The sequence below is a fragment of the Hydrogenibacillus schlegelii genome (assembly GCF_001653195.1).
GTDB lineage: Bacteria > Bacillota > Bacilli > Thermicanales > DSM-22653 > Hydrogenibacillus > Hydrogenibacillus schlegelii.
In genome coordinates this window covers 69880-93823 of record NZ_JXBB01000063.1, presented here as the reverse complement: position 1 = coordinate 93823, position 23944 = coordinate 69880, and the positions used below count along the sequence as shown (strand labels likewise).

22 protein-coding genes are annotated in these 23944 nt (G+C 68.7%); all 22 read right to left on the bottom strand.

What is annotated here, in order from left to right; translation table 11 throughout:
• Positions 1-75: 75 nt before the first annotated feature.
• The 22 genes from SA87_RS11885 to phoU all read right to left on the bottom strand — a co-directional run bounded on the left by SA87_RS11885 (position 76) and on the right by phoU (position 23923).
• Positions 76-1047 carry a hydrogenase small subunit gene (locus tag SA87_RS11885; RefSeq protein ID WP_066203592.1) on the bottom strand — a complete coding sequence of 324 codons (972 nt, stop codon included), beginning with the start codon at positions 1045-1047 and terminating at the stop codon, positions 76-78.
• Between the two features lie 138 nt (positions 1048-1185).
• Positions 1186-1857 carry a hydrogenase nickel incorporation protein HypB gene (gene hypB, locus SA87_RS11880; protein ID WP_066203590.1) on the bottom strand — a complete coding sequence of 224 codons (672 nt, stop codon included), beginning with the start codon at positions 1855-1857 and terminating at the stop codon, positions 1186-1188.
• Positions 1858-1859: 2 nt separating this feature from the next.
• Positions 1860-2225 carry a hydrogenase maturation nickel metallochaperone HypA gene (gene hypA, locus SA87_RS11875; RefSeq protein ID WP_066203587.1) on the bottom strand — a complete coding sequence of 122 codons (366 nt, stop codon included), beginning with the start codon at positions 2223-2225 and terminating at the stop codon, positions 1860-1862.
• On the bottom strand, positions 2218-2745 hold the full coding sequence (locus SA87_RS11870) for a helical membrane plugin domain-containing protein (RefSeq protein WP_066203673.1): 528 nt from the start codon (positions 2743-2745) through the stop codon (positions 2218-2220). Before SA87_RS11870 ends, hypA begins: the two co-directional genes overlap by 8 nt.
• A 312-nt stretch (positions 2746-3057) precedes the next feature.
• The gene (gene bshA, locus SA87_RS11865) at positions 3058-4197 is read right to left on the bottom strand and encodes an N-acetyl-alpha-D-glucosaminyl L-malate synthase BshA (protein ID WP_066203583.1); all 1140 of its coding nucleotides are present in this window, start codon (positions 4195-4197) and stop codon (positions 3058-3060) included.
• 4 nt (positions 4198-4201) lie between these two features.
• Positions 4202-5863 (bottom strand): bacillithiol biosynthesis cysteine-adding enzyme BshC, encoded by a 1662-nt coding sequence (gene bshC / locus SA87_RS11860; protein WP_082718315.1) that lies wholly within the window; start codon positions 5861-5863, stop codon positions 4202-4204.
• Between the two features lie 15 nt (positions 5864-5878).
• Positions 5879-7009, bottom strand: a complete 1131-nt coding sequence (gene mqnC, locus SA87_RS11855; protein ID WP_066203577.1) for a cyclic dehypoxanthinyl futalosine synthase — start codon at positions 7007-7009, stop codon at positions 5879-5881.
• 183 nt (positions 7010-7192) lie between these two features.
• Positions 7193-8173: an AFG1/ZapE family ATPase gene (gene zapE, locus SA87_RS11850; RefSeq protein WP_066203568.1), complete on the bottom strand. Its 981-nt coding sequence runs from the start codon at positions 8171-8173 to the stop codon at positions 7193-7195.
• A complete protein-coding gene (locus SA87_RS11845; RefSeq protein ID WP_066203562.1) occupies positions 8166-9311 on the bottom strand; it encodes a DnaD domain protein in 1146 nt (381 codons plus the stop codon). The genes zapE and SA87_RS11845 overlap by 8 nt, the downstream gene beginning before the upstream one ends.
• Complete coding sequence (locus SA87_RS11840) at positions 9311-10987, bottom strand: ABC transporter substrate-binding protein (RefSeq protein WP_066203557.1); 1677 nt, start codon at positions 10985-10987, stop codon at positions 9311-9313. Before SA87_RS11840 ends, SA87_RS11845 begins: the two co-directional genes overlap by 1 nt.
• The gene (nrdR, locus tag SA87_RS11835; RefSeq protein ID WP_066203548.1) at positions 10984-11514 is read right to left on the bottom strand and encodes a transcriptional regulator NrdR; all 531 of its coding nucleotides are present in this window, start codon (positions 11512-11514) and stop codon (positions 10984-10986) included. Before nrdR ends, SA87_RS11840 begins: the two co-directional genes overlap by 4 nt.
• Before the next feature lie 102 nt (positions 11515-11616).
• Positions 11617-12390: a phosphate ABC transporter ATP-binding protein PstB gene (pstB, locus tag SA87_RS11830; RefSeq protein ID WP_082718179.1), complete on the bottom strand. Its 774-nt coding sequence runs from the start codon at positions 12388-12390 to the stop codon at positions 11617-11619.
• 90 nt (positions 12391-12480) lie between these two features.
• Positions 12481-13281, bottom strand: coding sequence for a phosphate ABC transporter ATP-binding protein PstB (gene pstB, locus SA87_RS11825; protein ID WP_082718183.1), 801 nt, complete (start codon positions 13279-13281; stop codon positions 12481-12483).
• A gap of 246 nt (positions 13282-13527) precedes the next feature.
• Positions 13528-14418 (bottom strand): phosphate ABC transporter permease PstA, encoded by an 891-nt coding sequence (gene pstA / locus SA87_RS11820; protein WP_066203545.1) that lies wholly within the window; start codon positions 14416-14418, stop codon positions 13528-13530.
• Positions 14415-15341: a phosphate ABC transporter permease subunit PstC gene (gene pstC, locus SA87_RS11815; protein WP_066203543.1), complete on the bottom strand. Its 927-nt coding sequence runs from the start codon at positions 15339-15341 to the stop codon at positions 14415-14417. Before pstC ends, pstA begins: the two co-directional genes overlap by 4 nt.
• 275 nt (positions 15342-15616) lie before the next feature.
• A complete protein-coding gene (locus tag SA87_RS11810; protein WP_066203541.1) occupies positions 15617-16600 on the bottom strand; it encodes a phosphate ABC transporter substrate-binding protein in 984 nt (327 codons plus the stop codon).
• Positions 16601-16832: 232 nt separating this feature from the next.
• The gene (gene gap, locus SA87_RS11805; RefSeq protein ID WP_066203538.1) at positions 16833-17903 is read right to left on the bottom strand and encodes a type I glyceraldehyde-3-phosphate dehydrogenase; all 1071 of its coding nucleotides are present in this window, start codon (positions 17901-17903) and stop codon (positions 16833-16835) included.
• Positions 17904-18098: 195 nt separating this feature from the next.
• Positions 18099-18671, bottom strand: a complete 573-nt coding sequence (locus tag SA87_RS11800) for a lytic transglycosylase domain-containing protein (RefSeq protein ID WP_066203534.1) — start codon at positions 18669-18671, stop codon at positions 18099-18101.
• Entirely contained in the window at positions 18661-19293 is a 633-nt protein-coding gene (coaE, locus tag SA87_RS11795) for a dephospho-CoA kinase (protein WP_066203666.1), read from the bottom strand. The genes SA87_RS11800 and coaE overlap by 11 nt, the downstream gene beginning before the upstream one ends.
• A complete protein-coding gene (gene mutM, locus SA87_RS11790; protein ID WP_066203531.1) occupies positions 19290-20252 on the bottom strand; it encodes a bifunctional DNA-formamidopyrimidine glycosylase/DNA-(apurinic or apyrimidinic site) lyase in 963 nt (320 codons plus the stop codon). The genes coaE and mutM overlap by 4 nt, the downstream gene beginning before the upstream one ends.
• 200 nt (positions 20253-20452) lie before the next feature.
• Complete coding sequence (polA, locus tag SA87_RS11785; RefSeq protein WP_066203529.1) at positions 20453-23227, bottom strand: DNA polymerase I; 2775 nt, start codon at positions 23225-23227, stop codon at positions 20453-20455.
• A 36-nt stretch (positions 23228-23263) separates the two neighbouring features.
• The gene (gene phoU, locus SA87_RS11780; protein WP_066203526.1) at positions 23264-23923 is read right to left on the bottom strand and encodes a phosphate signaling complex protein PhoU; all 660 of its coding nucleotides are present in this window, start codon (positions 23921-23923) and stop codon (positions 23264-23266) included.
• Positions 23924-23944: the final 21 nt, after the last annotated feature.

The following is a 23944-nucleotide window of genomic DNA, read 5'->3' as shown; positions in this document are numbered from 1 at the left end:
CCGCCTTTTCGTATCGATCTGATCACGATCGTCCTGATGCGATCGCCGCGTGCCGGCATGACCCCGCGGATGACATCAAGGCACGAACATCTCTTCTTTGGCCCACTTCGGCGCCGCCGCCCGCGAGACCGCCGCGCTGATCGAATAGCTCAGGGAGTCGACGCCCGGCGGCACTTCCTTCGGAATCGAGCCGAGCACCTTCTGCGTCTTGAACACCGTTCCCGGCGCGAGGTCGAAGAACGGGAACTGCGGTTCCGTGCACCCGATACACGGCATCCCGGAGCGCGTCTTCGACGATTGCCGGTTCCAGAGGATGCGGTTGCACGGCGAATGCGTCAACGGACCGCGGCAACCCTGTTCGTAGAACAAGCACCCTTTGCGCGTGCCCTGGCCGAACTCTTCCACCGGCTCCTTCCACTCGAAGTACTGCACGCGCGTGCAGCCGGTCTGCGTGAACGTCTTGAAGAACGTCTGCGGGCGCTGCAGCTCGTCCAGCTGGATGTCCTCCAGCCGGCCCGTGGCGACGGCCACGAGGATCTGCGTCACCCAGTCCGGGTGCGCCGGGCAGCCCGGAATGTTGATCACCGGAAGGCCGGCCTTGGAGCGGAAGTCCTTGCCCAGAAACCCGCCGCGCTCGCCTTTTAGGTACTGCAGGCCGACCGACTCCGACGGGTTCGGCTTCGTCGCCGGGATGCCGCCCCAGCAAGCGCAATCGCCGACGGCGACGACGAAATTCGCCTTGTGGGCGAGCTCCCAGATCCAGTCTTTCTTCGGCCGCTCGTGGAACATGTCGTAGCGCCCCGTGCCGTTCGGCCCCTGGATGACCGTCCCCTCGAAGACGAGGATATCCAGGGGGATTTCGTCGCTCAAAATCTGTTCCAGCAGGTGCTGGACCTGATGGCCGAACTCCATCGAAATGGAGTGATGATACAGGATGTTGATGCCGAAGTCCCGGACGAGGTCGATCACCGTCGGCTCGTCGGCGTTCAGAAACGACTGCGTGTTCCCGTTGCACGCCCCGCCGTGCATCCACAAGAGATTGGCCATCCCAGGCACCTCCGTCCCATCGCATCTTCCGTCCGACGCATGCGTCCGCCGCTTCGAGGCGCTCAGACCGCCCGAAAGCGGTCGGAATCCTCCGTCGACCCCGCCAGGAGCACGGGGACGGCCGGAAGGCGGATCCCCTCACCGCACCCGGGCGGCGGCTCGGCCTGCCAAAAGCCGCTCGAGCCAGCGGTCGAGGCCGGCGCCGGTTCGGGCGGAAATCTCCAGCACCTCGATCCCCGGGCGGACCCGCTCGACGGCTTCCTGAAACCGCCGGCGATCGAAGCCGACGGCCTCGGCGAGATCGATCTTCGTGACCACCGCCAGGTCGGCGCTGTTGATGAGCGTCGGGTACTTCTCGGGCTTGTCCTCTCCCTCGGTGACCGAAAAGAGCACCGCCCGCTCGTTTTCGCCGAGATCGTAGCTGGCCGGACAGACGAGATTGCCGACGTTTTCGATGAAGAGAAAATCGAGCGAACCGAGATCCCATCCCTCGATCGCCCGGGCGACCATCTCCGCCTCCAGGTGGCAGACGGTGCCGGTCGTGATCTGTCGGACCGCCGCCCCGCTCGCCCGAAGCCGCTCGGCGTCGTTGTCCGTCGCGAGGTCGCCGACGACGGCGGCCACCCGCCATCCGGCGCCGGCAAGCCGCCGCATGAGCTCGGTGAGCGCCGTCGTCTTCCCGGCCCCCGGCGCGGAGACGAGGTTGACGACGTAGACGCCCGCCGTCCGAAACCGCTCCCGGAGCTCCCGGGCCAAAAGATCGTTTTTTTTGAGCACGTTTTGCCGGATCTCCACGATGCGCGGCGTCATCGTCACCGGTTCCCCTCCTCGTCCGCTTCGCCCTCCAGGGCGTAAAGCTCCAGCTCCCGCCCCGCCCGGACGTCGCCGGACGGCGTCCCGCACACCGGACAGCGGGCCGGCACCGGCGCCGGGAGCGACCGCTCCGCCCGGCATGCCGGGCAGTAGATCACCACGGGGACGTCTTCGATGATGAGGCGCGCGCCTTCCACCGCCGTCCCCGCCGCGGCGATGTCGTAGGCAAAGCGGAGGGCTTCCTGGACCACCCCGGAGAGGGCGCCGACCCGGACGTGGAGCGCCGTCACCCGGCGAAGGCCCATCCGGTCGGCGTTTTCCACCGCCAGCTCGACGAGCTGATGGGCGATCGAAAGCTCATGCATGGGTGAGCTCCCGCGACAGATGTCGCGCCAGGCCGAAGACGAAGTTGAGCGCCGGCTGAAGCTCCGGATCGCTCAGGGCCCGCATGAGGCCGATCAGGCCGACGCGTTTCTGGAGCGCCGAAGGCTCGGCGGCCTCCACCGCCGCCCGTTGCATCGCCCGGGCGACCTTTCCGATCAGGGCGATCGAGCGCGTATCGAGCACATCCTCCTCGAAGAGCGCCCGCACCGCCGGGGAATCGAGCACTTCCTGAACCCGCCGCCCGGCCTGGAAGACCGTCTCGATCCGCTCGGCGATCTCCGGCGTCCGGAGGCCGTCCCGAAGCACCTGGATGAGGCCGTTCACCGAATCCGCAAGCTCCGGTCCTCGTCGGAAAAATCCGTCGATCATCTCGACGAGCGCCTCGACGGTCTCCAGCTTATCCAGAAGCCGGATGAGCCGCTCGATCGTCGCGGGGTCGGACAGCCGCTCGACAAGCTCCCGATCGAGGGCGAGGTCGAGCTCCCGCACCGCTTCCGTCAACCTGCTCCCTCCTTTCTCCCCATCGGCCTTCGCAAAAGCCTTCCCCTCCGATCGCGACTCGAGGCCGGACGCACTGACGTCAAGGTTCTGAAGGCGCCGACCCCGCCGCCGGCGCGGCAACCCCTCCTTTCCTCGGATCCGGCCCGCACCGGGCCGTTGCCACAATACCCCCGGGGGTAATTTACCGATGAATTCATTAGTTGCTATATTTCAGAAATCATGTTGCAAAAGGGGACTTTCCGCCACCCGGGTAGTATTAATTTAATCCGCCCGGTTTGAATTGTCAAGATCATTTTTTTCATTGGTTTTAGTTTATTGATGTATAATGATACGCTTATAGAGCGCTTCGTACCGCGCCACCTGGGCCGCCGGCGAAAAGCGCTCGGCGACCCGCCTTCGGCCCGCCGCCCCCATCCGCCGCCGGAGGCCCGGGTCGTCGAGAAGGCGCCGGACGGCCGCCGCCATCGCGGGGACGTCCCCGACCGGGAGCAAAAATCCCGTCACGCCATCTTCGACGACCTCCGGAAGCCCGCCGGCGGCGCTCGCCACGACCGGCACTTCGGCGGCCATCGCCTCCGCCGCCGCAAGGCCGAAGCTTTCCTTCTCCGACGGAAAAAGGAGCACGTCGGCGGCGGCGTACACCGCCGCCACGTCGTCGATTCGGCCGAGGGCGTGCACGTCCTCGGCGACGCCGAGCGCCTCGGCGAGCGCCAGCGCCCGAGCGTGCTCCGGCCCGTCGCCGACGAGAAGGAGGCGCGCCCGGTGCGTCTTTCGAACCTCGGCGAACACCCGAACGACGTCGCCGACGCGCTTGATCGGCCGGAAGTTCGACACATGGAGCAGCAAAAATTCCCCCGCCGGTGCCAGGGCGCGGCGAAGCGCCGCCGCCCGGGGCGGCGGACTCGAGCGGGGCGGGAAGCGGTCGGGGTCGACGAAGTTGTGGATCACCTCGATCGGCCGGTCGGTACCGAAGACGGCCCGGGTTTCGTCGGCGAGGTGATGCGACACGGCGGTCACGGCGTCGCTCGCTTCGATGCCGAGGCGGACCGCCGCCGTGAGGGCGTAGTCGTACGCATGCAAGAAGATGTCGGTGCCGTGGAGCGTCGTCACCGTCCTCACCCGGTGCCCCGGCACCATCGCCCGGGCAAGGAAGGCGCTGGTGGCAAACGGGACGGCGTAGTGGACGTGCAGGATGTCGAGGTCGGCGTGCCGGATGACGTCGGCCATCTTCGCCGCCAGCGCCAGTTCAAACGGCGGGTGGCGGAAGACGTCGTACGCCGGCGGCTCGACGACGTGGACGACGAGGCGATCTTCCAGATTTCGCAAACGAAACGGCGTCCCGTCGGAAATGACGTGGACCTCGTGCCCCCGCCGGGCGAGGGCGCGGGCGAGCTCCGAGGCGAGCACGCCGGATCCGCCGACCGAAGCATAGCAGGCGATGCCGATCCGCATCCCCTCACCCCCCGCCGCCGTCCCAGTAGACGAGATGATGCCGGCCGTCGAAGGGAAGGGAAAGCGCCCGCCATCGTTCGTGCCATGCCTCAAGCCCGTGCCGGACGATGAAGTGAAACGGCCCGATCACCCGCTCCTGAGTTCGGTCGAGGGGGGCGAGGAGCTGCCGAATCCGCTCGAAGCGCCGGGCGGCGCCGTCGAGCCGCCGCTTTTCCGCCTGCAGGGCCCGGGCGGCGAGAAAATCAACATGCCCTAAAATCTTGCGCAAATTTTCCTCGGCCATCGGGCCGAGCCCCTTTTCGAGCGCCGCAAGCTCCGCCACGAGCGGCGCATACAGCGCCTCGATCGCCCGGCGGATCTCCTGAAACCGCTCCTCGAGCCGCCGGGCCGTTCCCTGCGCCTCGAGCCATGCCGCCTGACACGCCTCGATGTACGCCGGATTGGCCACCGCCCGGTGGGCCTCGCCGCCGACGTCCTCGAGCGCCCGGGCGAGGGACGGCTCGACGACGGTCGCCTGAAAGCGCGGCACCGCCGGCGGGAGCACGAGGCGGAGCGCCCGAAACGCCTCCTTGAGCTCCGCCCAGTAGGCGACCTCGCTCGGCCCGAGGACGGCGGCGAGGACGGGAAAGAGCATCTCCTGCATGATCGGCCGCGTGCCGGCGGCGGTCGACAGCCGTTCCGGCGCCGCCTCCGCGATGGCGAGGAGCTCCGCCGTCGAAAACCGGTGCTCCCCGCGCCGATCGGAAAAGCCGTCGCCGACGAACCGAAGCCCGACCCGGCCCGTCGCTTCGGTGTGGAGAAAAAGATAGGCCCCGTCCGCCGCGTCGAGCTGCGGCGAAAACCCGAGATCCCGGACGACCGCCGCGCCGGCCGCCAGCGCCCCCCGGACCGCCGGCGCCGCCTCGATGAGCCGGCGAAACGCCGGCCGTTCGACGACCCGGAGCCGGGGGTCGTCGCTGTCGAGGAAGACGAGCCCGGTCCCGGCGAAAAGCCGCGCCATCAGGCGACCGAAGACCTGAACGAGGCTCCCGCCGCCGGCCACGGCGTCGCGGAGGAGCGCTTCGGCCGCCGGCTTGAACTCCGTCTCCGGCCAGGTCGCGGCGAGGCGGTCCGCCGCCTCCCGAAGCGCCGCCTCGGAGAGGTGGAGGCGGCTTACGGAAAGGCGACGCTCGGGGTCCGGCGGCTCGAGGGCAATCTTCTCTATGGTCCAGTCCGGCCGGAGGGCATAAAGCCCCCCGACCTCGGCGAAGTCATGGTCTTCCCCGGCAATCCAGAAGACGGGGACGATCCGTTCGCCGAGGCGCGCCGAAAGGTCTTCGGCGAGCCGGATGACGCTCAAGGCCTTCAGAAAAACAAAGAGCGGCCCGCCGAAGAGCATCGCCTGATGGCCGCCGACGACGACCGGCGCTCCGGCGGCAATGGCGTCGATCGACGCCATCGCCCGCTCGTCGGCGCCGATCTCCCGGTTGAACGCCCGGAGCGCCTCGGCGACGGCGGCGGCGTCGAGGCGAAGCGGCCGGGTCGCCGCGAGGGCGTCGAGGCGCCGGCGCCACGTTCCCGCATCCCACGGGTCCGCCTCAAAGCGCCCGAGCGCCTCCGGCCGCCGGTCGACGTAGGCCGCGTAGAGGGGCGGCAAAAGCGGCACAGGACATGGTTCAACGCGCATGGATCGACCCCCGCGTCAATTTTGCATAATGAAATCCCGCTCCGCCCGCTCGCCTTCCCGGAAGATCCGCAGGATCTGGTACTTCGTATTCCGCTGGGCCGGGATGCGGCCGGCTTCCCGGATGAGGTCGAGGATGAGATTCGTGTTCACCTTGTAGGTGCAGGCGGCGGCGGAGACGACGTTTTCCTCGATCATCGTCGAACCGAAATCGTTGCAGCCGTACGAAAGCGACAGCTTCCCGACTTCCGGCCCCATCGTGACCCATGAGGTCTGAAAGTTCGGGATGTTGTCGATCATGAGCCGGGCGATGGCCAGGTTTTTCAGGTACTCTTCGGCGCCGATCTTTCGCGCCGGGAGATGGGTGTTCTCCGGCTGGAACGTCCAGAGGATGAAGGCGAGGTAGCCGACGGCGCCGATCGCCTTCGCCCGGTCCTGCGACTCCCGGAGGCGGATCATGTGAAGCAGCCGCTCTTCGACCGTCTCGCCGAAGCCGATGACCATCGTCGCCGTCGTGTGAAGCCCCACCCGGTGGGCCGTCTCCATGATGTCGATCCACTCGCGCCAGGAGCCCTTCCGCTTGGCGATCTTCAACCGGATGCGGTCGTCGAGGATCTCCGCCCCGGCGCCGGGGAGCGAGCCGAGCCCGGCCTCTTTCAGCAGCCGGAGCACCGCTTCGATGCTTTTCCCGGAGACCTCGCTCATTTTTTTGATCTCGATCGTGGAAAACGAATGGATGTCCACCTGCGGAAAACGGGCCTTGATCTTCCGGACGAGATCGAGGTAGTACTCGAGGGGAAGATTCGGGTGCGTCCCGCCCTGCATGAGGAGCTCCGTGCCGCCAACGTCGACGAGTTCCTGGATTTTTTGCATGATCGTCTCCTCGTCCAGGACGTACCCCTCCGGGTGGTCCGGCGGTCGGTAAAAGGCGCAAAATCGGCAGTAGGTATCGCAGACATTGGAATAGTTGACGTTCCGGCCGATGACGAACGTCGTGATGGGAAACTCCGGATGAAAGGCGAGCATCCGCTCATGAGCCGCGGCGCCGAGCTTTTCGATGTCGTTCGAATCGTAAAGCACGAGCCCGTCTTCCAGCGTAAGCCGCTCGCCGCGCCGGGCGCGGTCGAGCACCGCATCGATCTGGGCCATCCCTCTCCCCGCTTTCTCTCCGGCATCGGATGCCGTTTTCTCCGCATCGGCAAGCGTCCCACGACGCCTGCCCGGTTGCCCCCTTTTGCACAAGCGGAGCCTCTTCACAGGCGGAGCCTCGAAATCCCTTCCCGGCACCGGCGGAACGGCCCCGAGGCGCCGGCCGAACGGACGGGCGCCCCGTCAGCGCGTCCGGGGCCCGGCGGCCGGAGGGCTCAGGCGGCGGTTCGGACCGCCCATGAAGACGACCTCGCTCCGGGTGCGGATCCGCTCGACGAGCCGGTGCGCCCGGAGCTCATCGATCACCCCGTCCCGGGACGCCCCGCCGTACAGCTCCAGAAGATCCTCCGGCGGAAGGTTCGACGTAAAAAGCGTCGGCCGGCCGCCTTCCGCGCGGGTCGAGAGGACCGGCAAAAGCACCGCGTCCCGGACCCACGGCGTCACCTGCTCCGCGCCGAGATCATCCAGGATGAAGACGTCGACGGTCATGAGCTCCCGGAGCTGGTCGAGAAACGTCTCGTCGCCGACGCCCGCCCGAAGCTCCGAAACGAGCGCCGGGACGTAGGCGAAAAAGACCGACACCCCGGCGTCGACGAGCGTGCCGGCGACGGCCGCCATGAGGTAGCTCTTTCCGACGCCGAACGGCCCGTACACATACAGGCCGCGGGCCCCGGCTTCCGGGCGGCCGGACCTTCTGATCTGCCGGGCCAAAAAGGCCTCCGCCGCCGCGATCGCCCGGGCGTTGTGCTCGTCCCGGACGAGGTCGCCCATCCGAACGGCGCGAAGTTCTTCCGGAATCGACAGCGTCCGAAACAGCCGCCGGCGGCGGGCCGCCTCCCGGGCCTGCCGCTCAAAAGCGCACGGTTCGTAGGCAAAGATGAGACCGCCGTCTTCCCCCCGCCGGGGGACCGGCACGTGACCGCGGAAGGCGTGCGTGCAGGCCGAAAGCCCCGGACAGCCGGCGCAGGACGCCGCCTCCTCCAGGTAGCGGAGGAGGGCCGGCGCCGAACGGAGGGCGGCCTCCGGCGCCACGCCGATAGAGTCGATAAGCTCGCGAACCCGCGGGTCGGAAAGAAGCCGCCCTTCGAGCTCCGTCCCCTTCGACCGATCCGGAAGGCCGTCCGGCGCCGCCCGCCGGAGCGCCGCTTTGATCGGCTCAAACATCCTCCTCCCCCTTTCCCGACGCCGGCTCCCCCGCCGCCTCCCACGCCCGGCGCTCCGCTTCCAGCTGGGCGACGATGTACGCCGGCAGCCGCCGGCGCCGGTCGCCTTCCGCCGGCGTCCGCCGGGGCGGCGCCCCTTTGGTCGGTCGGGCGCTGGCCTTCATCTGGCGCCGGTACTCGGCCCGGGCGTAGGCGAGGGCCTCTTCGGCGGTCTGAAAGCCTTTCCGCTTCCAGCTGGCGGCGATTTTCTCCGTGAAGGCCCGAGGAAACTTGTGGTCTTTGACGAGCAGGACGTAATCGATGAGGACGTTGGTCACTTCGGCGGGAAGCCCGATCTCTTCGAGGATCGTCCGGACGAGCCGCTCGTCGGCCGGGGAAAGCTCGCCGCCGCCCTGATAGTTCCGGAGCAGGTCGTACGGCGAGACCGACTTCAGATAACGAAGATGCCGTTCGAACTGCGCTTTCGGGTCAGCCGGCCGAGCGGCGTCCGGCGCCGGCCCGGCGGCGCCGGCCGGGCCGGCCGCCCGCCGGACCTCGGAAGGCGGCGCCCCCGGCACCCGCTCGACGGCGGCCAGGCGCCGCTCCCCGGCCCGGCGGATTGCCCGAAGGAGCGAGCGCGCCTCGGCGGACAGATCGGCGACGATCCGGGCCGGTACCGCCTCCGGGTACGCCTCGCGGAAGGGGGCGGTCACCTCCTCCCCCGGCTCGGCCGCCGGCCGGTCGTCCGAGGCGAGGCCGTATCGTTCGGCCAGCCGCTCGAGCTCTGCCGGTCCCAGCCGGTCGATGAGGAGCGCCAGGAGGACGTCGCTGGCGGCCACCTGCTCCGGCCGGAGGGGAGACTGCAGCTGCAAAAAGAGAACGTTCTGTGGCCGTTCGGCAAACGTCCGGAGAAGCCCGACCCCTTCCAGCCGGCGACGGACGTCGTCGAACCGTTCCGCCTCCGCCGGCCGAAAGCCGAGGCGGGCGTAAAAGGCCGCCGCCGGCACCGGCCCGGGAGCCGGCCGCCGGTCGACGAGGGCGAGGTAGAGGCCGTAAGCCTCCAGGCCGATCACCGGAAGATACCAGTCGGCCAGCGTCGATCGATCCGCCGGCGACAGCGCCGGCGGATCGCCGACGATGATCCACCCGCTTTCCGGCATCACCGCCCCTCCTTTTCCGCCTTCCACCACCGTTCGACCGGCGGCCGTCGGCCGAGCGCCGGAAGCCCGACGTGCACCCCCTCCCGGACCCAGACGACGGCCTCCGGCCGGACAAGAGGGACAAGCGGCGCCGCCGCGGCGATCCGCTCGAACGCCTGCCGGAGGACGGCGCCGTCTTCCGTCCCGGGAATCGCCCGGTAGGCGGCGGAGAGGGCCCGATCGACGACCGAATCCGAAAAATGCATCACGTTCAGCCCGAGGCGGTCGACGTCATGGGGAGTGCCGAGGAGGCGCCACCACTCGCCGACGACGTCGGGGTCGGCGAGCGGCCAGAGGAACGCCGGCGAGCCCTCCCCGGCCATCACCTTCGCGTAAAACGCTTCCCGGGGAAGCTCCTCGCCGGCGATCGACCAGCCGGAGGCCTGAAGCGCCGATACGATCGCCGGCGCCAGGGCGGCGCCGAAGGGGTGATCCCGATCGTAGGCGAGGGAAAGGGCGCCTGATCCGCCGGCGTCGGCAGGCCCCTTTCCGGCGTTACTCTTTTCCCCGCCCGTTTCCCTGACCGGCCGGTCGGCCGAACGGGCCGTCCCGCCGCCCGGATCCGCCGCTTCCGTCCAAAGCCCCGGCGGCCCGTACGCCGCCTCCGGTCGGGCTCGAAACCCGGCAGCCTGAAGCGCCTCGGCCAGCGCCGTCCGGTCGAGATGGGCCGCCGCCTGCCGGAGCTCGCGGGCAGTCCGCCGGACATCGAAGGCGAGGAACAACACATACGGCAGGGGCGCCCGATCCTCGCTCCACCGGCCCTCCGGCCGTTCGCCGGCGCGAAGCCGGATGAGGACGTCGGCCCCCTCCGGCGTCCCCCCCGGCTCGACCGTCGCGATCTCCACCCGATCGAGGAGCGCCGCCCGGCCTTCCGGCGTCTCCGCCCGGACGAGGACGAGCCGGCCGGGACCGGCTTCGGCGACGCGGTACGGGCCGGTCCCCGGCACCTCGCCGGCGCGAATCCGCTCGGCAAACGCCCGGACCGCCGCCCGCCCGTCCGGCACCGGAAGCGCCGCCGCCGGAAAGATCGGCGCCTGAAGCGCCCGGAAAAAAAGCGCCGTCGGCGTCCGGGCCCGGAGGACGACGGCATCGCCCTCCTCGGCGACGGCGAGGGCGGCCTCGTCCCCGCGGCTCCGGTAGGCGGACGACCCTTCCAGCGCCGACAGATGATCGCGAAACGCCCCGGTGTAAAACGGGCTCAAATAAAGCGAAAGCGACCGCCGAACGTCCGCCGCCGTCACCGGCGCCCCGCCGTCGAACCGGGCGCCGTCCAGGCGCAGGCGAACGACGACCGTCTCGCCCGCCCGCTCGATCCGGACGTCCCGGGCGAGATCGCCGACGAGCCGCCCGCCGTCGAGGCGGACGAGCCCCCGGTAGACCAGGGACCAGGACGGATCCGGCCGCACGATCGCCTCCTCGAGGCCGAGCGGGTCCCCCGCAACCGGCGCCTCGGTGGCGATCTTGAGCGTCCCGCCGCGCACCGGCCCGTCGTCGGCCGGATGGGAAGCGGAAGCCGGCGGCCGAGTCCCGCCGTCCGGCGCGGGCGGCGCGGGCCGCGGACAGCCGGAAAGAAACGCCGCCGCCAACGCGATCAGGACGCCGGCGGAGATCCTCCTCCCCGGCCGACCGGCGCTCACGGATCTTCCTCCTCCCGGCCTTCCGCCGGTCCACCGGCATCGGCGCGTTGTTCCCCTGCCCCGGCGGCCGCCGGCCGCCGCGCTTCCAGCCGGCTGAGCTCCTCCAAAAAGCCGTCGATATCCGCAAACGCCCGGTAGACGCTCGCAAACCGGACGTACGCCACCTGATCGACGTCGAGCAGACGTTCGAGCACCGCCTCGCCGATCGCCGTGCTCGCGATCTCCCGCTGGCCCCGGGCGCGGGCTTCCCGCTCGACGTCTTCGGCGATCGCGCGCATCGTCTCGAGGCTCACCGGCCGCTTGACGCACGCCCGCATGAGCCCCCGGACGATCTTCTCCGCCTGGAACGGCTCCCGGGTGCCGTCTTTTTTGACGACGACGAGCGGTTCCATCTCGACGGTCTCAAAGGTCGTAAACCGCTGCAGGCAGCGGACGCACTCCCGGCGCCGCCGGATCGCGCGGCCGTCCTGCGCCGGCCGGCTTTCGAGCACCCGCGTCTCGCCGTGGCCGCAGTACGGGCAGCGCATCCTCCACGCTCCTTCGCGTTTTTTCCATTATAGCACACCGATACAGCACACCGGGCGCCCCCGCTCCGAGGCGCCCGGTTCCCGCGGCCCGCAGCGACCGCGTCAGCCGAAACGGCCGGTGATGTAGTCTTCCGTCTCCTTTCGCTTCGGCCGCTGAAAGAGCTCCGCCGTCGCCGCGTGCTCGATCAGGCGACCGTTTAAGAAAAAGGCCGTCTCGTCCGAGATGCGGGCCGCCTGCTGCATGTTGTGGGTGACGATGACGATCGTGTAGCGCGACCGGAGCTCGTCGATGAGCGCCTCGATGCGGGCGGTCGAGATCGGGTCGAGGGCGCTCGTCGGCTCGTCCATGAGGACGATCTCCGGCTCGACGGCGAGCACCCGGGCGATGACGAGACGCTGCTGCTGGCCGCCGGAAAGCCCGAGGGCCGACTCGTGCAGCCGATCCTTCACCTCGTCCCAGAGGGCCGCCGCCCGGAGGCTCCGCTCGACGATCTCGTCGAGACGCCGCCGATCCCGGATGCCGTGGATGCGGGGGCCGTAGGCGATGTTGTCGTAGATGCTCAGGGGAAACGGGTTCGGCCGCTGGAAGACCATGCCGATCTTCTTCCGCACCTCGACGAGGTCGACCCCCGGGGCGTAGATGTTCTTCCCCCGCCAGAAGACTTCCCCGGTGATGCGGACGTCCTTGACGAGATCGTTCATCCGGTTCAGAGAGCGGAGAAACGTCGATTTTCCGCTCCCGGACGGGCCGATGAGGGCGAGAACGCTTCGCTCCCGCACGTCGAGGGAAATGTCGAACAGGGCCTGCGCCCGGCCGTAATACAAATTAAGACCGCGCACGCTGAGCACGGTCTTCGCTTTCGTCTCCGTCGTCAAGGCGATCCCCCGTCTTCGGCCGTTCTGGCGGAGCGCCCCCGGCGTTCGGCCGACGCGCCCACCGGCGCTCAGCCCAAGCGAAACCGACGCTCAGCCAAAGCGGCCGCTCACGTAGTCTTCCGTCTCCTTCCGGGACGGCCGGGTGAAGATCGTCTTCGTGTCCGCATATTCGATGAGTTCGCCGTTCAGAAAGAAGGCCGTCCGGTCGGAGATCCGGGCCGCTTGCTGCATATTGTGCGTCACGATGATGATCGTGTAGCGCTTTTTCAGTTCGAACAGGAGCTCCTCGATCTTCGCCGTCGAAACGGGGTCGAGAGAACTCGCCGGCTCGTCCAGGAGAAGGATCTCCGGCTCGACGGCGAGCGCCCGGGCGATGACAAGACGCTGCTGCTGGCCGCCGGAAAGCCCGAGGGCCGACTCGTGCAGCCGGTCCTTCACCTCGTCCCAGAGGGCCGCCGCCCGGAGGCTCCGCTCGACGATCTCGTCGAGGTCTTTCTTTTTCCGCACGCCGTGAAAACGGGGGGCAAAAGCGACGTTTTCATAAATCGACTTGTTGAACGGGTTCGGCCGCTGCCAGACCATCCCCACCCGCTTCCGGAGCGCCCACACGTCGACGTCCGGACGACCCACATCGACGCCGTCCAGGAGAATTTGCCCCGTCGTCCGGGCCGTCGGGATCGTGTCGTTCATCCGGTTGAGCGACCGGAGATACGTCGACTTACCGCAACCCGAAGGGCCGATGAGGGCGGTGATCTCGTGCCTGTAAAACTTGAGGCTCACGTCTTTGATCGCGTGGACGTCGCCGTAGTAGACGTTGAGCGACCGCGTCTCGATGGCAACGGCGCCTTCGGCGGCCGGTTGACTGACCGCCCGATCTTCCGCTTCTTCCAGCGCGCGGGTCTCAGACCACCGATCGACGACCCAGACCGGCCTCGGCGGGGCGCTGGTGAGCGAGTCGGTCACGATGATCCACCACACTTTCTCCGGTTGTGCTGCGGCGAGCCTCCGGGCGCGCAGCGGGGTGCCGGGGCCCTCCTTCTCCCGCTCTCGCTTTCAGTTTACCGCATCTCTCCGGAAGGCGAAAAGACACCCTTCGTGAAAAATCGACAGCTTTTCCCGTCCCGACCGGATCGTCCCTCAGAGCTTGGCCGCCGTCATCCGCCGGTAGAAAACCCGGGCAAGAAAGCGGGCCATCAGGTTGAAGAGCAAAACCGCGATGACGAGCACCGCCGACGCTCCGGCGGAGACTTCCTTGGCGTCCGGGATGAGCCCTTCGGAGTTCACCTTCCAGATGTTGACGGCGAGCGTTTCACCGGGGCGAAACGGATTGAAAGGCGACGTGGGCGAAAGCGGATTCCAGTCGTGAAAATCGAGCCGCGGCGTCGACATGCCGGCGGTGAAGATGAGGGCCGCCGCCTCGCCGAACGCCCGGCCGGCGGTGAGGATGGCGCCGGTCACGATCCCCGGAAGCGCCGACGGCAGGACGACGTCGGTGATCGTCCGCCAGCGAGAGACGCCGAGGGCGAGGCTCGCCTCCCGCTGCTCGTGGGGCACCGCCCGGATCGCCTCCTCGCTCGTCCGGACCATGAGGGGCAGGTTGAAGAGCATGAGGGCGAGGGCGCCCCCCATCAGGGTGTAGCCCCAGCCGGTGTAGTAGACGAAGACGATGAGGCCGAAGAGTCCGACGACGATCGACGGAAGCGACGACAGCACCTCGATCGCCGCCCGAATCGTGTCGGTCAGCCGACCGGGCCGGGCGTACTCCGCCAGGTAGATGCCGCCGCCGACGCCGATCGGGACGGTAAAGAGCATCGTCAAAAAGAGCATATAAATCGAGTTAAACAGCTGCGGTCCGATGCCGGAGCCGGCGGAGAGGCTCTGGGGCGGGCTCGTCAGAAACGTCCACGAAAGCTTCGGAAGCCCCCGAGCAAGAATGTAGCCGAGCAGTCCGACCAGCAGGACGACGAGGAGCGCCGCGATGAGATAGAAGACGGCCGTCATCACCCGATCGACGATCTTTGCCGTCATCGGGACATCAACCTCCCGCGGCGGCCCACCCAGCGGACGGCGAAGATGAACACCGTCGACATGAGGAGGAGAAGAAGCGCCAGCGACCAGAGGACGTTGTTTTCCACCGAACCGGCGACGGTGTTCCCCATGTTCATCGTGATGACCGTCGTGATCGTCGAGGCCGGTTCGAGGAGGCTCGTCGGCATGTTCTTGCCGTTTCCGATGACCATCTGCACCGCCAGCGCCTCGCCGAACGCCCGGGCCATGCCGAAGATGACCGCCGTAACGAATCCGGGGGCGCTCGCCCGCATGAGGATGCGCCAGATCGTCTGCCAGCGGGTCGCCCCGAGGGCGTACGAGCCGGCCTTGATCTCCGGCGGGACGGCCGAGAGGGCATCGACGGAAATGCTCGTCACCGTCGGAAGGATCATCACCGCAAGCACCAGAATCCCGGCGAGAAGCCCGAAGCCGAGCCCGCCGGCATGCTCCCGGAGGAACGGCACGATGAGCGTGAGCCCCGTAAAGCCGTAGACGACCGACGGAATGCCGACGAGGATCTCGATCACCGGCTGCATGAGCTTCCGCCCCCAGGACGGCGCGATCTCGGTCATGAAGATCGCCGCGCCGATGCCGATCGGGCCGGCGATGAGGGCCGAGAAAAACGTGACGATGAACGACCCGACGATAAACGGCAGCACGCCGAACTTCGGGCCGCCCTCGGATTCGGTGAGCGTCGGCCGCCACTCCGTCCCGAACAAAAAGTCCAGCACGTTGACGTGGTTGACGAAAAACGTCGCCAGGCCCCGGGAAAACACGAACAGGTAAATGGCCGCGACGGCGACGAGGATCACCGCCACGGACAAAAGCGTCGCCGCGTAGCCGAGCCGGTCCCGAAAGCCTTCCCGCGTCCGCCGGCCCGCGATCAGGGGATGTGCTTCCATCCGACCCGTCCGTCCTTTCTGCCCGTCCTTCCGGTTCCGCCCGTCCGTTCGCCCGCCGGGCGGTCTGAATCCCACCGTATTATTGTCGATTTTCGTCTGCGGCGCAAGGGCATGCCGGCGCCCGGCTTAGGGTCCGGCCGGATGAGACGGCCGGCGTTGCAGACCGCCCGACGTCTTGCGGGCGCCGGGCCCCCTTTTGCGGGAAAATGACAAAAGGGGGAGCGTTCTCCCCCTTTTGGCCGGCGTCACGGCAAACCGTGCCTTTCTTTCTGCGTCTATTTCTGCGTCACGTTCCCCGCGGCGTCCCGCTCGACCTTCATCTTCGAGACGGGGATGTAGCCGCCCTCGACGACCGGGCCGTTTTGCACTTCCTCCGAGAGCATGAAGTCGAGGAAGGCCTTCACGACGCCTTGCGGCTCGCCCTTCGTGTACATGTGCTGGTACGCCCAGACCTTGTAGGCGTTCGTGATGACGTTTTCTTCCGTCGGCTCGACGCCGTCGATCTTGAGGGGTTTCACCGACCCGTCGAGATACGAGAAGGCGAGGTAGCCGATCGCCCCGGGCGTTTCGGCGATGATCTTCCGCACCGTGCCGGACGAGTCCTCTTCGATGCCCGAAGCTTCCTCGGCGCCGTTGAGGGCGTACTTCTTGAACGTCGCCCGGGTGCCGGAGCTCGCCGGCCGGTTGACGAGGGTGATCTTCACATCCTTCCCGCCGACGTCTTTCCAGTTCGTGATCTTGCCGGTGAAGATGTCGATGAGCTGCTGCTGCGTCAGGTTGTCGACGCCGACATCGGGGTTCACGACCGCCGCCATGGCGACGACGGCGACCTTGTGGTCGACGAGGTCCTTCGCCTCTTCCGGCTTCAGCTTTTCTTCAGCAAAGAGGTCGGAGTTGCCGATGTCGACGGCGCCCTGGGCGACCTGAGAAAGCCCCGTGCCGCTTCCGCCGCCCTGAACGGTGATTTTGACGTTCGGATGCTTTTCCATGAACATCTCGGCGGCCTTTTCCACGAGCGGCTGCATGGCCGTCGACCCGGCCGCGGTGATCGATCCGGTCAGTTCGTCGGTCGTTCCCCCTGTGTCCGTCTTCGTCCCTTCCGTTCCGCCGGCGTCCTGATTCGTCCCTTCCGTCCCGGTCGCGTTCTGATCCGCATTCCCGGACGGCGCGCCCTGACCGCCGCACGCCGCCAGAACCGTGATCGCGGCGACCAGCAGCAAAAGAAGCGCCCATCCTTTCCGACCGCTTCGCACCGGCATGCCCTCCTTCATCGCGTGGTTCGGGCCGCGTCTGGGCTCCGTCCAAGTCCTATGATAGCGGCCGGTCGGCGACCGGTGGTTAAGGCTTTGTAAAGAGAACGTAAAGAAACCGTAAAAATGGGATGCAGTCCATTTTTACGGTTAAAACGATCGTGTTATTCATTCATGATCGGCCCTTACGGACGGACGGCGCCGCACGATCGGCGGCGCGATCATCAATACCGATCGGCCCTTACGGCCGGACGGCCGCTTCCGGCTCCGGTCGGGCCCGCTCCGCCGCCGGCCGCCCCCCCGTCGCCTCCCGGTCGGCGATGAGGCGGAGCAAATCGACGATCCGGGCTGAATAGCCCCATTCGTTATCGTACCACGCCATCACCTTGACCATGCGGCCGACAGCGTCGAGGGTCGGCCCGTCGACGATCGCCGACCGGTCATCGCCGTTGAAGTCGACCGAGACGAGGGGAAGTTTCGAAACGCCGAGGATGCCCTGAAGCGGGCCGGCGGCGGCGGCCTCAAAGGCCGCGAGGAGCTCCTCCGGCGTCGCCGGGCGGCGAAGTTCAGCGACGAGGTCGACGACGGAGACGTTCGGCGTCGGCACCCGGAGGGCGAGGCCGGTGAGGCGCCCGGCGAGCTCCGGCAGCACCTTGCCGACCGCTTTGGCGGCGCCGGTCGTCGTCGGGATGATCGACTGGCCGCTCGACCGGGCCCGGCGGAGATCTTTATGGGGATTGTCGAGCACCTTTTGATCGTTTGTCACCGCGTGGACCGTCGTCATGAGGCCCGCCTCGACCCCGAACGCCTCGTGAAGGACCTTGACGACCGGCGCGAGGGCGTTCGTCGTGCAGGAGGCCCCGGAGAGGATGCGGTGCCGCGCCGGGTCGTAGCGATGCTCGTTGACGCCGTAGACGAGGGTGACGTCCTCGCCCTTGGCCGGCGCGGTGATGAGCACCCGCCGGGCGCCGGCGGCGAGGTGCTTCTCCGCCCCCGACCGATCGGTAAACTTGCCGGTCGCCTCGACGACGACGTCGATGTCCAGCGCCTTCCACGGCAGGCGGGCCGGATCCCGGTCGGCGACGAGGCGGATCGGCCGCCCGTCGACGACGAGGGAATCGTCTTCCGCCCGCACGTCCCGCCGGAAACGGCCGTGGACGGAGTCGTACGTGAGGAGGTGGGCCAGCGTCTCGGCCGGGTGCGTGGCGTTGACGGCGACGACCTCCAGGCGAGCGTCCCCCACCTCGACGATCCGCCGGAGCACCATCCGACCGATGCGACCGAAACCGTTGATCGCGATCCGAAGGGTCATGTTCCGTCCTCCCTCGGAATGGGTGTGATCCGTTCCTGCCCTTAATTATAACGGGTATGACACATTCTTCAATATAGGATGGATCAATGGCCCAAAAAGGCGCCCGCTCTGGGCGGGGCCGTCCGATTCGGTCGATCGCCGGGGCGACCGGCCGGATCGGCGGGCCGGGAGGAGGTCGGCCGCCGGCCGGGCGGCCTAGCTCCCCGCGCCGAGGCGGGCGCCGTGGACCTGGCGATAGCGCGTCTCGAGATAGAGCACCCGGAGAAGGTAGTGGCGCGTTTCGCCGAACGGAATGTCGCCGAGGCGCCGGGCGGTCCCGTCCCAGACACCGGCCTTAAGCCACCGGTCGACGCGCCCTTCGCCGGCGTTGTAGGCGGCGAGGGCGGCAAGGGTGTTGCCGCCGTAACGGTCGAGGAGGTAGCGGAGATACAGGCTTCCGAGGAGGATGTCCGCCTCCGGCGTGCCGAGTTCCTCCGGCGAAAGCCGCCGATCGTACCCGGTGCGCCCCAGGATGTAGCGGCGGGTGTCGTCGAGGAGCTGCATGAGCCCCCGGGCGCCTTTTTCCGAGGCGGCGCCGTGGACGAAACCGCTTTCGGCCCGGATCACCGCCGCGATGAGGGCGGGATCGACCGCCGCTTCCCGGGCGGCCCGGCGGATGGCGTCGGGGTAGTCCAGCGGATACATCCACCGCCAAAGGGGCGGCAGCCGGACGGCCAGGGCGAGGACGAGAAGGAAAAGGACCGAAAGGAGGATCCGCCTAAGGAGCATCCGCGTTTCCCTTCCGCTGGCCCGTCCGATTCGGCCGGACGGCGTACGTCCAGAGGGCGTCGATCTGCCGGGCAAGCGCCTCGACGCCGTCGCGGTTCACCAGGACGACGTCGGCCCGGGCGCGCTTTTCTTCCATGGGGAGCTGGGCCCGAAGGCGCGCCTCCGCCTCCTCCCGATCGAGGCCGTCCCGGGCCATGAGCCGCCGGAGCTGTTCGGCTTCGTCCACGTAGACGACGACGGTGAGATCGACCGCCCGATCGAGCCCGGTCTCAAACAAAAGCGGCACCTCGAGGACGATCACCGGCGCGCCGGCGGCCCGGAAGCGCTCGATCAACGCCTGCATCCGCCGGCGGACCTCCGGGTGGACGATCGCCTCGAGGTCGCGGCGGGCGGCCGCATCGCGAAAGACGAGCCGGCCGAGGGCGGCCCGGTCGAGCCGCCCGTCCGGGCGAAGGACGCCGGCGCCAAAGCGCCGGACGATCGCCGCGAGGGCCGGTGTCCCCGGTTCGACGGCCTCCCGGGCGAGCCGATCGGCGTCGACGACGGCGGCGCCCCGCTCGGCGAACAGACGGGCGGCCGTGCTCTTGCCGCTGGCGATGCCGCCGGTCAGCCCCACGATCATCGCCGGCCCTCCCCGGCGGGCGCCGCCGAGGCCGCCGAGTGGCGGGCCGAACGGCAAGCGGCGAGCGCCCCGGCGGCCGAAGCCGGCGGCCTTTCGGTCGAAGCGGACGGGGCCCGTCCGTTTTCGGCGCCGACCTCCGGCTGACAGCGGGGGCAGAAGCGGCTTCCCCGGCCGGCGACGACCGTCCGTTCGATCGCGGTCCCGCAGCGCGGGCACGGCTCGCCTTCCCGGCCGTAGACGGCAAGCGCCAGCTGAAAATAGCCGAGGGCGTCGTTCGGGCCCCGGTACGACCGGACGCTCGCGCCGCCCCGGGCGATGCCGTCTTCGAGGACGCCCCGGACGGCGGACCAGAGGGCCGCCGCCTCGTCCGGCCGGAGGCTCCCGGCAGGGCGCCGGGGGTGGATCCCCGCCCGGAAAAGCGCCTCGTCGGCGTAGATGTTGCCGATGCCGGCGACGATCGTCTGGTCGAGGAGGAGCGCCTTGATCGGCCGGCGCCGGTGCCGCCCGAGGCGGGCGAGAAGCGCCGGCAGGTCCCAGGCCGGATCGAGGGCGTCCGGGCCAAGGGCGGCCAAAGGCGGAAAGGCGGCGAGGTGCGCCTCCGGCACGAGATCGAACGTGCCGAACTGCCGCACGTCCCGATAGCGAAGCTCCCGGCCGTCGTCGAGAAGGAAGACGACATGGACGTGAGGGGGCTCCGGCGTCCCGGCCGGAACGAGGTCGAACTTTCCCTCCATCCGGAGGTGAACGACGAGGACGTCGGGCGAAAGGGCCAGAAGCAGGTATTTCCCCCGCCGGTCGATCCGCCCGAAGGTCCGGCCGACCAGGCGCCGGCAAAACGCCTCCGGTTCCGGCGAACGGATGAGGCGCGGCAGGCGGACGTCGACCGCCGCGATGCGCCGCCCGGAAAGCGACGACTGAAGCCCCCGGCGGACCGTCTCGACTTCCGGAAGTTCCGGCATCGCATCCCCTCCTCCTTTGCCTTCGGATCGTCCCGGCCCACGTCCGAACCGGCACCCGGACCGCGCCGGCCCGGCGGATCGGCGATCGCGGACCTCAGGCGCTTCGCCGATCGCAGGCCGGCGAACGGGAGCCGGCGTGGCATCGGTGACGCGCATCAGAGGCCCTTCGCGGTCGCAGGCCGACGGCGCGTCCGTTCGGATCATTTGGCGTCGTACCACGTCGGGCCGACGGCGACCTCGACCTTGAGGGGAACCCGGAGACGGGCCGCCTGCTCCATCCGCTCCTTCACCAGGGCGGCGAGGGCCGGCGCATCCGCCTCGGCCACCTCGAAGACGAGCTCGTCGTGAACCTGAAGCAGCATTCGGGCCCGAAGGCCCGCCGAGCGGAGGGCCCGATCGACGTCGAGCATCGCCTTTTTGATGATGTCGGCGGCCGTCCCCTGGATGGGCGTGTTCATCGCCGCCCGTTCGGCAAAACTCCGGCGGGCAAAGTTTTTGTCCCGAATCTCTGAAAGCTCCCGCCGCCGGCCGAACAGCGTCTCGACGTAGCCCCGCTCCCGAGCCCGGGCGACCGCTTCGTCGAGGTAGCGCTTGACGTCCGGGTACGTGGCGAAGTACCGCTCGATGAACGCCGCCGCCTCTTTCCGACCGATCCCGAGGTTCTGGGAGAGGCCGTAGTCGCTGATGCCGTAAATGATGCCGAAGTTGACCGCCTTCGCCTGCCGGCGGTGAAGCGGCGTGACGGCTTCCCGGGAAAGGCCGAAGACGTCCATCGCCGTCTGGGTGTGGATGTCTTCGTCCCGGTGGAAGGCGTCGACGAGCTTCGGGTCGCCGGAGAAGTGGGCGAGCACCCGGAGCTCGATCTGGGAGTAGTCCGCCGAAAGGATGAGAAAACCGGCTTCCGACGGGACGAACGCCTTCCGGATCTTCCGGCCTTCCTCGACCCGAACGGGGATGTTCTGGAGGTTCGGGTCGCTCGACGAAAGCCGGCCGGTGGCGGTGAGGGCCTGGTGGAACGTCGTGTGGATTTTGCCGTCGTCGTGGATCGCCGCGACGAGCCCGTCGATGTACGTCGAGCGGAGCTTCGTGAGCAACCGGTAGTCGAGGAGCTTCGGGATGACGGGATGGTACGGGGCGAGCTTCTCCAGCGTCTCGGCGTCGGTGGAATAGCCCGTCTTCGTCTTTTTGAGGGGCGGGATGCCGAGCTTGTCGAACAGGATCTCGCCGAGCTGCTTCGGCGAGTTCAGGTTGAAGCGGACGCCGACGGCGCGGAAGATCTCTTCCGCCACGGCGGCGATCTTGGCATCGAGCTCGGCGCCGTACGCCTCGAGGGTCGCCCGGTCGACGGCGACGCCGGCGAGCTCCATCTCCGCGAGGACGAAGGCGAGGGGGAGTTCGACCTCCCGGTAGAGGGCCGTCATGCCGAGGGCCTGAAGGCGTCGGGCGGTCGGCCCCCGAACCGCCGCCAGCGCCCGCGCCTTGGCCGCAAGATGCGGATAAAGCCGCTCCGGCGGCGGCAGCCGGAAACGGGCCCCCTTGCCGTAGACCGCTTCGTCGTCCGGAAGCTCGAGCCCGTGGGATCGGGCGAGGTCCGCAAGGGTGTACGCGCCCCGGGTCGCATCGAGGAGATATTGCATGAGGAGGAGGTCGTCGGCGATTCCCGCCGGCCGAAGTCCGGCCCGGGCAAGGGCGACGAAGGTCCGCTTCGCGTCGTAGGCGATCTTTTCGACCGCCGGGTCTTCCAGCCAGCGGCGAAAGGCCGGCGCGGCGAGCGCCGCCGGCGAAAAGGCGACGAGGCGACCGTCCCCGGCGATCGCGCCGCCGGCGATCCGGGCCCGGTGGGGGTTTTCGCCGTCGAGCTCGAGGACGAGGGCCGCCGGCCGCGGAAGATGCGCCGCGGCCGCCTCCGCCGCCTCGGCGCCTTCGAGGACGTCCGGCGCCGCGGCCGCCGCCTCCCGAAGCAGCCCGATCGATCCGCCCTTCGCCCCGGGCGCCTCGACCGGGGGAGACGCCGCATCCGTCGGAGGCGCCTCGTCCGGCGGAGACGCCGCCGCAGGCTCCGCCTCCGGCGCCGCCAGGCGCCGGGCCCGGTCAAGGAGCGAACGGAAACCGACGTCCCGGAAAAAGGCCTCGAGGGCCGCCGCCTTCGGTGGGCGAAGCCGGAGCGCGTCCGGCTCGACGTCCAGCGGGACGCCGCGCTCGATCGCGGCGAGCTTCCGGCTCAAATACGCCGCCTCCCGGTGCGCCTCCAGCCGCTCCCGCAGCTTGCCGCGGATCTCGGCCAGGTGCGCGTAGACGCCGTCGAGGGTGCCGTATTCGGCGATGAGCTTTAAGGCCGTCTTTTCCCCGACGCCGGGGACGCCCGGGATGTTGTCGGAGGCGTCGCCCATGAGCGCCTTGACGTCGACGAACTGCGCCGGCGCGATCCCGTACGCCGCCCGGAAGGCGTCTTCCGTCATCCAGTCGATCTCCGTCACGCCCTTCCGCGTCAGCCCAACGGAAACGCGGGGGCCGAGGAGCTGCAGAAGGTCCCGGTCGCTCGAGAGGATGCGGACGGCGTAGCCGGATCGGGCCGCCCGATCGGCGAGGGTGCCGATGAGGTCGTCGGCTTCGTAGCCTTCCCGTTCGATGAGCGGAAGGCCGAAGGCGCCGACGAGCGCCCGGACGAGGGGAAGCTGTTCGACGAGCTCCGGCGGGCTTTTCTCCCGGGTGCCCTTGTACTCGGCGTACAGGGCGTGGCGGAAGACCGTCTTCCCGGCGTCGAAGACGACGGCGAGATGGGTCGGCGGATCGTCTTCGAGGAGCTTCAAGAGCATGAGGGCAAACCCGTAGACGGCGTTCGTCGGCCGGCCGCCGGCATCGGTGAGGGCCGGGAGGGCGTAAAACGCCCGGTGGGCGACGCTCGAGCCGTCGATGAGGAGAAGCGTGCCGGCGCCGGCCGGGACGGCGGGACCGCGATCGGCGGCCGTCTGAATCGGAGCCTTGGAACGCGTCGTCGCTCACCTGCCGCGTCAGTCGTTGAATTCCCGGATCTCTCCGGTCTTCAAATAGTGGATCCACTCGCAGATGTTCGTCACGTAGTCGCCGATCCGCTCGAGGGAGCGGGCGACGAAAAGAAACTGCGTCCCCTGGTTGACCCAGCGCTCGTCGGCGGCCATGATCTGAACGGCGTCGGTGACGATCGCCCGGTAGAGGGCGTCGACCTCGTCGTCCCGCCGGGCGACCGCCCGGGCCCGCTCGATGTCTTCGGCGATGTAGGCGTCGATCGCCTCGTGGAGCATCTCCCGGACGATGGCGCCCATCTTCGGCGTGTCGACGAGGGGCTTGACGTACTGCTCGGTGAGGATCCGCCGGGCGGCCTTGGCGATGCTCACGGCGTGGTCGCCGATCCGCTCGAGGTCGTTCGCCATCTTGAGCATCGTCGCCACCCGGCGGAGGTCCGGCCCGACGGGATTTTGCAGCGCGATGAGCGTGAAGACGCCGTCTTCGATTTCGACGTTCAGAAGGTTGATCGATTCGTCTTCCCGGATGACGGTGTCGGCGAGGACCCCGTCCTGCTCGACCAGGGCTTTGAGGGCCTTGTCGATCGCCGCACCGACGCGGCTGGCCATCTCGATGAGCTTCTGGTTGAGCGCCTCCAGCTGTTCGTCAAACCGCGGCCGCACGCACATCCCTCCTTTCCGGTCGGCGTT